General features: G+C 48.2%; 7 protein-coding genes. All 7 read left to right on the top strand.

Annotated elements, in window-relative coordinates:
* Positions 1 to 8: 8 nt before the first annotated feature.
* The gene (locus A3860_RS18090) at positions 9 to 3230 is read left to right on the top strand and encodes a SusC/RagA family TonB-linked outer membrane protein (RefSeq protein WP_081148150.1); all 3222 of its coding nucleotides are present in this window, start codon (positions 9 to 11) and stop codon (positions 3228 to 3230) included.
* A 19-nt stretch (positions 3231 to 3249) separates the two neighbouring features.
* A complete protein-coding gene (locus tag A3860_RS18085) occupies positions 3250 to 4755 on the top strand; it encodes a RagB/SusD family nutrient uptake outer membrane protein (RefSeq protein WP_081148149.1) in 1506 nt (501 codons plus the stop codon).
* Between the two features lie 101 nt (positions 4756 to 4856).
* Positions 4857 to 6047 (top strand): oligogalacturonate lyase family protein, encoded by a 1191-nt coding sequence (locus A3860_RS18080; RefSeq protein ID WP_081148148.1) that lies wholly within the window; start codon positions 4857 to 4859, stop codon positions 6045 to 6047.
* A gap of 117 nt (positions 6048 to 6164) precedes the next feature.
* On the top strand, positions 6165 to 9065 hold the full coding sequence (locus A3860_RS18075; protein ID WP_081148147.1) for a glycosyl hydrolase: 2901 nt from the start codon (positions 6165 to 6167) through the stop codon (positions 9063 to 9065).
* A 4-nt stretch (positions 9066 to 9069) separates the two neighbouring features.
* Positions 9070 to 9501, top strand: coding sequence for a nuclear transport factor 2 family protein (locus tag A3860_RS18070; protein ID WP_081148146.1), 432 nt, complete (start codon positions 9070 to 9072; stop codon positions 9499 to 9501).
* 11 nt (positions 9502 to 9512) lie between these two features.
* Positions 9513 to 10148 (top strand): hypothetical protein, encoded by a 636-nt coding sequence (locus A3860_RS41655; protein ID WP_216823462.1) that lies wholly within the window; start codon positions 9513 to 9515, stop codon positions 10146 to 10148.
* Positions 10149 to 10311: 163 nt separating this feature from the next.
* Complete coding sequence (locus tag A3860_RS18060) at positions 10312 to 13971, top strand: DUF4450 domain-containing protein (RefSeq protein ID WP_081148145.1); 3660 nt, start codon at positions 10312 to 10314, stop codon at positions 13969 to 13971.
* The last annotated feature ends 36 nt before the right edge of the window (positions 13972 to 14007 follow it).

Below are 14007 nucleotides of genomic sequence, written 5' to 3'. Positions count from 1 at the left end.
GTGCGCATATGAGCGTTCAACAACTTCTACCAAAAGGTGTTTGGCTATTACCGGTCTTTCTACTGTTTACAGCATTTCATGCCAACTCACAGAACACAACCGGCAACGGCACTGTTACCGGAAAAATTACCGACGAAACAGGTACGGGCATTCCCGGCGCTACCATTCAGGTAAAGGGAACAGATAAGCGAACCATCGCCAAAGAGGATGGTACATTTACCATTCCCGTAACTACCGGCAGGGAAACCCTTGTCATTACTTCGGTTGGATTTACCCGCAAGGAAGTACCGCTTAATGGGTTAACCATTATTAATATAAGCCTCGCCGGTGAAAAAAATACGCTCGAAGATGTGGTGGTCATCGGGTATGGTACGCAAAAGAAACGCAATGTAACGGCAGCCCAGGCATCTTTTGATGCCAGCCGGCTCGATGAGCGCCCGGTAACCCGGGTTGACCAGGCGCTGGTGGGGCAAATGGCGGGCGTAACGGTAAAACAAACCAGCGGTGCATTGGGTAAAGGGTTCAGCATACAGGTGCGGGGTACCGGTTCTATCAGCGCCAGCAATGAACCTTTGTATGTAGTGGATGGTTTTCCTTTAACCCCCACCGGTACCAATGCTGCCGGTAATTACGCCAATGGCAACCCGCTCGATAACCTGAACCCAAACGACATTGAGGACGTACAGGTATTAAAAGATGCAGCAGCTGCTGCCATCTATGGTTCCCGGGCCGCCAATGGCGTGGTGCTCATTACCACCAAACGGGGTAAAAGCGGCAAAACAAAAATTGGCTTCAATAGCTATGTGGGGTTTGTTGAGCGCAGCAAAAAACTCGACATGCTGAAAGGGGACGAATGGATCGACCGGTTTACCGAGATGGTGAACGCCCGGTATGTGGCTGAATATGGCAACAAGGGCGCAACGGCCAACGACAATAACGACCGCCGCCGCCAGGTACTGGGCGTTGCTCCCGGTGCTTACAATACGGCCTATATGACGGATGAACGCTGGACGCAACCCGGCCATCCCGGATTACGCTTTATTGACTGGCAGGATGAAACCTTCCGCAAAGGGTTAATGCAAAACCACCAGGTTTCGGCCAGTGGCGGTACCGATGTGGTGCGTTACTATATTTCAGGCAACATGGCCCGGCAGGAAGGCATGGTGAAATATACTGATTATACCAGCTATTCGGCCCGCGCCAATGTGGAAGTGAATGCCAATAAAAAGCTCCGGTTCGGTTTAAATATCTCGCCTACCTATTCTATAACGAATGATCCCGGTGTTGAAGGAAAGGATAACATCTTTCACCAGATCTTAAGTATGAGCCCGGTTCAGGAAGATACCATGGGCCTGTATCCCAATGTGGGTAATAACGATCAGTATGCATGGAGCACCTCGACAAACAGCCCGTTTGCAAAATTGCAATACGTCATTGGCGAAACAAAACGGTTCCGCACACTGACTACCCTGTTTGGTGAATACCAGATCATTCCGGGATTATCGTTTAAATCAACGATCAACCTCGATAATACCGATAACGATAGTAAAAGTTACCGGCCGTACAGGATCGCCAGTAGCAAGAGCACCCGCCTGGCACAAACCACTTTGCAAACCAGCGGCTCGTTCAGCAGCTTTAAGAAGATGAATTTTGTAAATGAGAATACGCTTTCTTATAACAAGACCATCAATGAGGTGCACGACATTGCCGCTGTAGTTGGGTTTACTTACAATTCGGAGAAGATCGATAACCAAACGCTGTCTTCCAATGGGGGCTTTAAAACGGATGGCGTTATTACACTAAGTGGAGCAAATGGAGTCACAGGCGAAACCAGGGAAACCAAAAATTTCCTGCTTTCTTATTTGGGCCGCGTGCAGTATTCCTATAATGGCAAATACATGTTGAGTGCCAGTATTCGCCGCGATGGATCGAGCCGGTTTGGTGAAAATAGCAAATGGGGATATTTCCCCAGCGCCTCGGTTGGCTGGCGGGTATCTGAAGAAGAATTCCTGAAGGCAGTACCCTTTATCAATGACCTGAAAGTACGGGGCAGTTGGGGTAAAGCTGGTAATTATGCAATAGGCGATTATGCCACTATACCATTACTCAAAAACTATAACTATTCCTTAAATACGGTATCGGTGATCGGGCAGGCCCCTGCCGGCCCCGTGAATCCCGATCTTACCTGGGAAAAATCAGAAACGTTTGATGCGGGCATTGATATCACTGTTTTAAAGAACCGGCTCAGTGCTTCTTTTGATATTTATACCAAGCACAACACTGGCCTGTTATTAAATGTGCCTATTCTGTGGGTAACCGGTTACTCAAACTTATTGGCTAATGCCGGGGAAACCCGCAATAAAGGCTGGGAACTGGAAATAACCAGCCGTAACCTCGTAAAAGGCCCGGTACAATGGACAACTTCCCTGAACCTGAGCCACAATACCAATAAAGTACTGGCATTGAGTGGGGGACAAAACCAAACCATCATTCCTTCAGCCTATGGAACCAATGTGCAGCACTCCATTTTGCGGGTGGGTGAGCCCATGTACAGTGTGTTTGTTGTAAAACAAATTGGCATCCTTACACAGGATGACATTAATAAGGGCGTTGCCTTATATGGTTCGGAAACGGTAGGCGATCCCAAATATGAAGATTACAGTGGCGATGGCGTCATTGACCTGAATGACCGGCAAATAGTAGCCCATCCCAATCCCGATTATATTTATGGCATCACCAATACCGTACGCTACAAAGGATTTGATCTTGCTGTGCTGGTACAGGGACAACGCGGTGGTTCTATTTATTCTTTATTAGGCCGCGCCCTGGGAAGAACCGGACAGGGAACGGTTGACAATGCGCTGGGCTTCTTCCGTGACCGCTGGCGTTCACCCGATGTTCCCGGCGCCGGAAAGGTAGGGAAGGCTTATTCTACCTTCGGACAGATCGCCAATACCGACTGGTTGTATTCTTCCGATTACATCCGCGTTCGCATGATCACGTTAGGATATGATTTGAACCGGGTAATAAAAGCGAAGAAAGTGATGCAGGCAGCCCGTATATATATTACTGCTGAAAATTTCTTTGGCCACGACAAATATAAAGGCGGTTTAAACCCCGATGCCAACAACACCGACCTCAGTGGCAGCACGCAATACCTTGAACCGGGCGATTATGGCGGATTGCCATTACCAAAATCATTGATCCTGGGTGTAAACATTACTTTTTAATACTGATAATTGAGTCTATATGAAAAAAATAATTGGTTTTTCATCGATCGTGATCCTGGGGATGCTGAGCGCCTGTGACAAGAAGCTGGATCAGACTCCTATTTCTGATCAAACAACCGCGAATTTCTATACACAACCGGGCGATTTTATTCAGGCAGTGAATGCAACGTATAATTCGTTGTTGACCTACCCCGACCGGCAGCTGAATTTATCTGAAACCCGGTCCGATAATTTATATGCCGTATCGGATGGGGGTGTACGTGACTGGGAAGGTATTAACAGTTTTCACCGCACCATCGCCGGCAATCCCTATGTAACAGAAGCCTGGTCGGGCAATTACACAGGTATTAACCGGGCCAATGTGCTGCTGCAGAAATTAAGCGAGAAAGGAGAAAGCATTATTGCTGATGGCACCTTAAGAACGCGGTTGGAAGCGGAAGCAAAATTCCTGCGCGCTTTCTATTATTTCGATCTGGTGCGCTGGTTTGGCAGGGTGCCGGTTCTTGACCAAACTGTTACTGCCACTGAAGCACTCAATATTGGCCGAAGTGCGGTAAGTGATGTGTACAGTCTTATAATTTCCGACCTGCAGTTTGCCGCTGCCAATTTACCTGATGCCTATTCAACGGCCGCCGATAAAGGCAGGGCCACCAAATATGCCGCCAAAGGCATACTGGCATTGGTATACATGACCCGTTCGGGCCCAACCTATGATATTAATGGGCCGGGCCTTGGCCTCAACGAGTGGGGGCAGGCGCTTACGCTGCTTAACGAAATTATTGCCAGTAATAAATATTCATTCCTGGCAAGCTATCCGAATATTTTCTCCTATACCAATGAGAATAATGCCGAAGTGATCTTTGATGTTCAATACAGCACCGGCTCAAACCCGATAGTTGGCGGCACCTTCCCCTGGTTGCTGGCGCCCGATGCCTGGTTCCAGGCGGTAGGTAAAGCAGTACAGGGTGGTTTAACCATAAGACCAATTTCAAACAACCTGCTGAATTCGTATGAAGCCGCTGATACGCGTAAGGCTTTTTCCATACAGCCGGGTTTTACCAGTAGTAATGGGGTTACCGAAACCCGTTCATTCTTTAAAAAGTATGTAGACCTTACCAAGGTGCCTACTAACCGGCTCGACTGGCCGATCAACTTCATCGTGCTTCGCTACACTGATATCTTACTATTGAAAGCTGAATGTATACTGCACGGCGCTCCCGGAACACCCGCCGATGTAGATGCAATTGTGAACCAGGTAAGAGCAAGGGCCGGCCTGGCTGCCATCACCAACGTAACATTGGCGCGTTTGATGGAAGAAAGAAGAAAGGAATTTGCAGCAGAAGGCAGCCGCTGGCACGATCTGGTGCGCAGTGGTAATATAGAATCTATCATGACCTCCTGGATCGCCGCAGAAGATGTACAAAAAGTAATGCAACCTTTTCAAAAGAATTACATCTTATATCCAATACCGCAATCAGAACTGGATGTAAAGCCGGGCTTGTATGAACAGAATTTAGGTTATTGATGCCACTGAAATAATTTCTTTTCAGCAGCATGTGATAAAAAGTCCGGAAGCGCCTTACACCAGTTGTATTTGTCTTCCGGACATTTTTTTAAATGCACGATATGAAAAAACAATTGTTTGCTTTTCTAAGTATCATCTCCCTTACCGCATCAGCACAACCGGTGCTTGAAACAGGCGCACAAAAACCAATGCCTGAAACCTGGATCGACGCTTCAACCAAACATACCGTTGTACGGCTTACCAACAAACCAGGCGCCAATGCCAGTTTCTATTTTCACAACAATCCCTTTGTTGGTAATAAAATGGTTTTTTACAGCACCGACAGCATCAATGGCAAACAGCTGTATACAGTTGATCTTACTACCCGCAAAATGGAACAGCTTACACACCAAAGCGCTCCCATGACCGGTGAAATAGTAAGCGCCAAAGGTCACAACGTTTATTACCAAATTAAAGACAGTGTTTTTGTAACCAATATAGATACGAAACAAACAAAAGGGGTGTTTGTCTTCCCGGCCGGTTTCAAAGCGGGTATCACCACGGTGAATGCCGATGAAACCCTGCTGGCCGGCGCCTACAGCACCGATGCAGAAAAGGAGATCCTTAAAAATAATCCGGAGAAGCATGATTTTTTTGAGAAGATCTACGAAGCCCGTTTACCCCGTACCCTGTTTGTTATTGACATCAATAGCAAACAACTACGCCGTTTATTTACCGACAGCGCCTGGCTCAACCATGTACAGTTTTCAACTACCGATGCTAACCTGTTAATGTTCTGCCACGAAGGCCCCTGGCACAAGGTCGACCGTATTTGGACCATCGATGTACGCCATGCCGATAAAAGCAACGCGCGGTTGATGCATACGCGAACCATGGAGATGGAAATTGCAGGTCATGAGTGGTTCTCGCCCGATGGCAAAACCATCTGGTTCGATTGGCAACTGCCCCGCGGCAGCAATTTTTACGTAGGGGGTGTGAACGTTAAAACATTGGAAGAAAAAAAATACAACCTGCAACGCAATGAATGGAGCATCCACTTCACCATTTCGCCCGATCAAAAATTGTTTGCAGGTGATGGTGGCGATCCCTCACAAGTGGCCAAGGCGCCCGATGGACAATGGATCTATTTATTCACACCGGAGGGCGACCACTTTAAAGCAGAGAAGCTGGTGAATATGAAACACCATAATTATAAGCTGGAACCCAATGTACACTTCTCACCCGATGGCAAATGGATCATTTTCAGGGCCAATTTTGAAGGTCAGGAACAAGCTTATGCGGTGAAGATCTGATGAGCAACAATAAAATACATGTTGCTGTTTTCACGGGCAGAATGTATCTTTCACCATCTGCCCCATAAGCCGGGGTAAACCATCAGGTACCGACCCCAAAATAACCAATTGAATCAGATGATAAAAAGATTAATCTTTACTACCAGCTTATTATCCGTATTGATCCATGGACAGGCGCAAATAAAATGGCCGGAGGTAAACGCCGTAACCAAACCCTGGACCCGCTGGTGGTGGATGGGAAGCGCGGTGAACCCAAAAGACCTTACCGCCAATATGGAGCAATATGCCGCTGTTGGTTTGGGTGGACTGGAAATAACACCCATTTATGGAGTAGGGGGGTACGAAAGCAAGTTCATTGATTATTTATCGCCGCATTGGATGCAGGTATTCTCACATACTTTAAGCGAGGCCAAACGGCTGAATATGCAGATAGATATGGCCACCGGTAGCGGCTGGCCCTTCGGTGGCGGTCCGCTGATCGGTGATGCCGAAGCATGTAAAAATTTTGTATACAAGACCTGGACGCTGAAAGCCGGCGAAACAGTAAAAGAGCCCATCACATTTGAACAACAACCATACATAGAAGCTATTGGCAATACCCTCACCGAGGTAAATAATGTTTACCCAAAGAACGCAGAAGGTGAAGCCGTGGTAAAAGTGCTGAAGGCATCGGAAAAAGTAAAGGATGTAAGCACGCTGGCCGAACCGGTGTATGCCAATAAGAACCTGCAGGCCCTGGCCATTGACCAGCTGAAATATAAAAAGAACCTGCCTGTACAGGTGGTTATGGCCTATGGCGATAAAGGCCAGGCCATTGACATCACTGCTAACGTAGGTACCAATGGCAATTTAAACTGGAAAGCCCCGGCTGGTAACTGGACGGTATACGCGCTGTTCATGGGCTGGCATGGTAAAATGGTAGAACGCGCCGCACCCGGCGCCGAAGGCAATGCCATTGACCATTTTTCGGAAGCCGCGCTTAAAAAATACCTCAGCCGCTTTGATACGGCTTTTGCGGGCAATGACCTCAGTCAGTTAAGAGGTTTTTTTAATGACTCGTATGAAGTGGATGATGCCCGCGGACAAAGTAATTACACGCCCGGTTTTTTTACCGAGTTCAAAGCCCGCCGCGGGTACGACCTTAAATTGTTTTTACCACAATTACTGGCAAAGCAACGCGATGAGCTTAGCTTACGCATCTTATACGATTACCGGCAAACCATTGCCGACCTGTTGTTGGATAAATTCACCATTCCCTGGCGCCAATGGGCACAGTCGAAAGGAAAAATAGTGCGCAACCAGTCGCACGGCTCACCAGCCAATATCCTTGACTGTTATGGCGTGGTTGATATTCCCGAAACCGAAGGCACCGAATTGCTGCGGTTCAAATTTGCCGTATCGGCAGCGCACATCCTCGGTAAACCGCTGGCTTCGGCCGAAGCGGCCACCTGGTTGAACGAACATTTCAAAACAAGCCTCGGCGATGTAAAAACGGCGATCGACAAATATTTTATAGGCGGGGTAAATCACATTGTATACCATGGTACGGCGTATTCGCCCATGAATGATCAATGGCCGGGCTGGTTATTCTATGCGGCAGTGCATTTTCAACCCATTCATCCTTTCTGGCAACACTTCGGCACCCTGAACAATTATGTAACCCGTTGCCAGTCGTTCCTGCAAAGCGGCAAACCCGATAATGATGTACTGTTGTATTTTCCATTCAGCGATCATAATTCGGAACCGGGCCGCGACCTGCTGCATCATTACGATGGCATGAAAGGATTTGAGAATACCGACTTCAATAAAGTGGCCGAAGAACTATTGCAGAAAGGATATGCATTTGATTTTATTTCCGATAAACAACTGGAGCAGGTAACCATGAATGGTGCGTTATTGAAAGCACCCGGCGGCAATTACCGCACCATTGTGCTGGCCAATACAAAATACCTGCCCTTAACTACCTGGCAAAAGCTGGCGGCGCTGGCAAAAGATGGCGCCCGCATCATCGTTTACAAAAACCTGCCCGGCGGTGTACCCGGTTATAGCCAGTTGGAAACCCGCCAAAAACAATTTGCCGATATAACTGCCGCCCTTAAGTTTTCAGCCGAAGGCGCCCTGCAAAAAGCCATAACAGGCAAAGGCATGTTCATTAAAGGCGACGACATCGGTCAGCTGTTAACAGCCGGCGAGGTTAAGCCGGAGCCCATGTATGAACTGGGCCTGCAATGTATACGCCGCAAATTGATCGACGGTAATTATTATTTTATTAGCAATACATCGAATGAAGCAGTCAATAAATGGGTGCCGCTGGGCCGTAAAGCCACCAGCGCCATTGTATTTGAACCCATGCAACAGGAAAGCGGCATAGCCCGTACCCGCATTGTGAAAGGGGTTACCGAAGTGTATGTACAGCTGCAGCCCGGTGAAAGCTGTGTGCTGCAAACTTCCGGCACTACCTTAAAAGGTAATGCGTACAAATATTATAATATTGGCGGCAGCGCCAGTGAAATAAAAGGTACCTGGACCCTGCGGTTCATGATGGGTGGGCCCGACCTGCCAAAAACAGCCACCATGACCAAATTAGCTTCCTGGACAGAGGTACCCGATCCATTAGGAAAAGTATTTTCGGGCACCGCACAATACAGCATTCATTTTGCCAAACCGGCCGGCACTGCCCCTGCTTATGCACTCGATTTGGGCAAAGTGGCCCACAGCGCAGAAGTGGTGCTCAATGGAAAATCACTCGCCACCGTATTAGGGCCCATATACCGGGTAACCATACCTGCCAGCCAACTGAAAGCAGATAATGTACTGGAAGTGAACGTGACCAATGGCATGACGAACCGCATCATTGCGCTGGAGCAGGAAGGGGTTTCCTGGAAGAAATTCTATAATGTTAATTTCCCGGCGCGATTGCCCGAGAACCGCGATGCCAATGGCTTATTTACCGCTGCCAAATGGCAACCCGAAACATCGGGCCTGTTAGGACCAGTAACTATAACACCATTAAAATAATCATATGATCAGGAAACTCATTTACCTTATTGCATTAACAATAATGATGAATACGGCTATGGCGCAAAGTAAAGAGGAAGCTGCTGTAACTGCAGCGGTGGAGAATTTGCGCAAAGCCATGATAGATGGGGACAAAGCAGGGTTACAAAATATTACGGCCGATCAGTTGAGCTATGGGCACAGCAGCGGCCGCGTAGAGGATAAGGCAACGTTTGTTGACAATATCGTAACCGGCAAATCAGATTTTGTAACTATTGACCTTACCAATCAAACCATAACAGTAGCCGGTGATGCGGCCATCGTCAGGCACACGTTATCGGCTACCACCAACGACAGTGGCAATCCCGGTAGTGTGAAGCTGAATATCTTACTGGTTTTTCAAAAACAAAAAGGACAATGGAAATTGCTGGCGAGGCAGGCGGTTAAGGTGCCGTAGGAAGTTACCAGTTGCCAGTTACCAGTTACCAGTTACCAGTTACCAGTTACCAGTTACCAGTTACCAGTTACCAGTTACCAGTTACCAGTTACCAGTTACCAGTTACCAGTTACCAGTTACCAGTTACCAGTTACCAGTTACCAGTTACCAGTTACCAGTTACCAGTTACCAGTTACCAGTTACCAGTTACCAGTTACCAGTTACCAGTTACCAGTTACCAGTTACCAGTTACCAGTTACCAGTTACCAGTTACCAGTTACCAGTTACCAGTTACCAGTTACCAGTTACCAGTTACCAGTTACCAGTTACCAGTTACCAGTTACCAGTTACCAGTTACCAGTTACCAGTTACCAGTTACCAGTTACCAGTTACCAGTTACCAGTTACCAGTTACCAGTTACCAGTTACCAGTTACCAGTTACCAGTTACCAGTTACCAGTTACCAGTTACCAGTTACCAGTTACCAGTTACCAGTTACCAGTTACCAGTTACCAGTTACCAGTTACCAGTTACCAGTTACCAGTTACCAGTTACCAGTTACCAGTTACCAGTTACCAGTTACCAGTTACCAGTTACCAGTTACCAGTTACCAGTTACCAGTTACCAGTTACCAGTTACCAGTTACCAGTTACCAGTTGCAGGGCTTGAATTTCGGTCACTCCGCCTATAATCGGGGTCTTCGAATTTTTTACCCCGAAACCGGAACCCAGTAACCGGTAACAGCGACTTTATATTCACCATTCCCACTTACGCAGCACATAAATAACAAAGATTGTCTATATAAACATACTGATGCACCAGTACACAGTCAATGTTTAATAAGTCTTTATACTTTGTAGCTTTTCTTACATTCATTATTCCTGCCATAGTCAATGGGCAATTAGCGCTTGCCAAAAAGCAGGCGCCGGTTGTCAATGACCCAATCCCGCGTGCGCACGGGGCGCTAAAACAACGCGAAGTTCATTATCTCCCCCAGGGAACCGACTTTGTTACGGTAAATGGTAAAATGCGTTTCAACCGCGCCTTGTATGGCACCAATACCGGCTTCAGGATAGAGGCCGGCGACCTGCCTGAATTTGCCTTATACCTGCCGGGCATGGGCGGTAATTTTAGATTCGGCTTGATCTCGGGCAATAACAGTAAATGGGTAACAGAAGCGAAGTCGGTTAAAGCAACCTACCGGCCCGGTTCCATGCTGTATGAAGTAAAGGATCCGCTGTTGGGGAACGGTTCCCTGCAAATAACCGTACTGGCGCTGGCCGATACCGAAGGTATGGTCATCAAAACACAGTTCGTAAATGTTACGACAAAACCGGCATTATGCTGGGTATTTGGTGGCGCTACCGGCAAAAAATTCTCCCGCGATGGCGATATCGGCGCCGATCCCGAATCATCGTTCTACCTGCAACCCGATTATTGTAAAGACAATGTGTACACCGTCAGCAAAAACAGCTTCCAGTTGCTGTATGGAACAAATAACAATATAAAACGGCTGGCCGCAGTAATGCCACCTGCATCAGTGATAAAGATAACCGATGCCGCCCAGCAGAATGATCTGCTTGCATTGTATCAAAGCGATGCATCGGCCACACCCGCTATTGCCGGTAAAATGCCGGTGGTAAATGGCGTGCAGTATTTTTTAATTCAACCGGCTGATACCATACAAACCAGTTACGCAAAGCTGCCGCAACTATTCAATGATGCGGAGGCCGCGCGTAAAAAGCTGGCGGGTAGAATAAAGGTGGTAACACCCGATAGCTACATCAATACCCTGGGCGGCGCATTAAGTGTGGCTGCCGATGGCATTTGGGAATCGCCCACGTATTTACATGGCGCCGTGGCCTGGCGCATGCGCTTACCCGCCTGGCGGGGCGCTTATGTGGCCGATGCCCTGGGCTGGCACGACAGGGCCAAATCACATTTCAGCAGCTACGCGCTGTCACAGGTTACCACACCCGCAACCGGGCCCGTGGTATTTGATACGGCGCTGCACCTGGCGCGGCAGCTGGAAAAAATGGGAACGGCGATGTTCAGCAGCGGGTATATCTGCCGCAACCCCAATGGCGATCTGCGGCCACACCATTACGATATGAACCTCGTGTTCATTGATCAGTTGTTGACGCATTTTTATTATACCGGCGATTCGGCCTATATAAAACAACAATGGCCCACCATACAACGGCACCTGGCCTGGGAGAAAAGGAATTTCGATGCCGATAACGATGGCCTGTACGATGCGTATTGTTGCATTTGGGCCAGCGATGCCCTGCAATACAGTGGCGGCGGGGTTACCCATTCTTCGGCCTATAATTACCGCGCCAATGCCGTTGCCGCACAACTGGCTGCCATTGTTGGGGAAGATCCCACGCCTTATCAAAACGAAGCGAACAAAATATTTGAAGCGGTGAACAACCAGCTGTGGATCCCCGAGCTGGGTTGGTATGCCGAATACAAAGATGCATTGGGTGAAAAATTATTACATCCCGCAGCAGGTTTATGGACGGTGTATCATGCCATCGATGAAAAGCTGCCCGATGGGTTTAAATCGTTCCAGGCATTGCGGTATGTCGACAGATCTATTCCACATATTCCGGTTCAGGCAAAAGGATTGCGCGATACCAGTTTGTATTTGCTCAGCACTACCAACTGGCAGCCGTATACCTGGTCATTGAACAACGTGGTGCTGGCCGAGAACCTGCATACGGCCCTGGCTTACTGGCAGGGCAACCGCAATGAAACCGCCTACCGGTTATGGAAAAGCGCGTTGGTCGAAAGCATGTACCTGTCGGCCAGTCCGGGTGGTTTTGAGCAGTTGTCGTTTTACGATGCCATGCGCGGTGAACTGTACCGCGATTTTGCCGATCCCATTGGCATGGCCGCCCGCTCATTAACAGAAGGATTGTTTGGTATTGTGCCCGATGCGTTGAAAGATACGCTTACAATAAAACCCGGCTGGCCTGCTGCCTGGAATATGGCGGCGCTGCAAACACCGGATATCAGCATCGATTTTAAACGAACCCCTGCCGCCGATCAATATGTGCTAAAGCCGGCTTATCCGCATGCCATGAACCTGCGGTTACAATTGCGGGCCTTTAAAGATATGATTGAATCGGTGCTGGTGAACGGGCAACCTGTGCCCTGGCATGGCATTACTGAATCGGTGGGTGAACCGGTGATCGAGATCGCAACCGGTAAGGCCAAACAATATACCATCGTTATTAAATGGGCGGGTGCGCCGGTTCAACCCATGCATTACGACAGCGTATTGTCAACAGGCGCACAAATAACAGCAGCAACGCCTGCGGGGTTTATTCAATCTATTTACGATCCGCAGCAGGTGCTGCAGAACATTATGCTTACCAGCAACCAGGTGCAGGCAACCATACAGGGCGGTACGGGTAATAAAACAGCGTTTATTCAGTTACGGCAGGGCGAAATGGTGTGGTGGTTCCCGTTGTATTTTGAAGTAAAACAACCGGTTGAAATAATGGCAACCAATGATGCCAGCGAGCCTGCTATACGTTTCATTATAAAGAACAGGGGCGCAGCAACAGCCGGTAAAGTAATAGTGAATACCGGTGAAGCTATATGGCAGCAAGACGTACAATTACCTGCAAACGCAAGTAGTGGTGACATCAGCATTCCGGCTATTTACCTGGCGCCCGGCAGTAACCGCATCCGCGTTGAATGGGGGCAGGGGCAGGCTATTGATACGGTGCTGCAGAACTGGGCCATAAACGCCGGTGCGGGCCAGTATGAAAAAATTGATCTGTCGAAATACTTTAATGCGAAGCTTCCGGATATTTTCAATCAGTCGTATTTGTCGCCCCGGCCGCAAACCACTACCTTACAATTGCCGGTGCAGGGTATTGGCAACTGGTGTTATCCGTTGGTGCAACCGGTTATTGATGATGCAGGTTTACGTAAGGCGGCTGTCCAAAATTCATTTGTGTTACCACAAAAGATAGCATTTGCCACGCCGGCCGATTCGCTGGCAAAAAATATTGCTTTCACGTCACAATGGGATAATTACCCCGATTCTGTTGTTGTACCATTGTATGGACATGCCAAACATGTGTATTATTTACTGGCCGGTTCTACCAATCCCATGCAAACCCGGCTGGTGAACGGCGCGCTGCAGGTGCATTATAAAGATGGTACCATTGACACATTAAACCTGGTGAACCCGCAGAACTGGTGGCCCATTGAGCAGGACTATTTCATTGATGGTGTTGGCTTTACCACCGGTGCACCCCGTCCGTTGCGGGTACAGCTTAAAACAGGAAAAGTGTATTCCACTGCAATCGATTATACTTCTATTAAAGGCTTTACCAATATGGCCATCGATGGCGGCGCCGCTACCATACTCGATATGCCACTTGACCCAAATAAAGAACTGGAGTCGGTAAGGTTGTATACTTTCGCCAATGATGTGGTAATAGGGCTCATGAGTGTTACCCTCACACGGTAAGTTGCTGAGATTTTTTTAATGAGGTGCCACTTTTTC

The sequence above is a fragment of the Niastella vici genome (assembly GCF_002077945.1).
In the GTDB taxonomy this organism is placed as follows: Bacteria; Bacteroidota; Bacteroidia; order Chitinophagales; family Chitinophagaceae; genus Niastella; species Niastella vici.
This window is presented reverse-complemented; position numbering and strand designations above follow the sequence as displayed.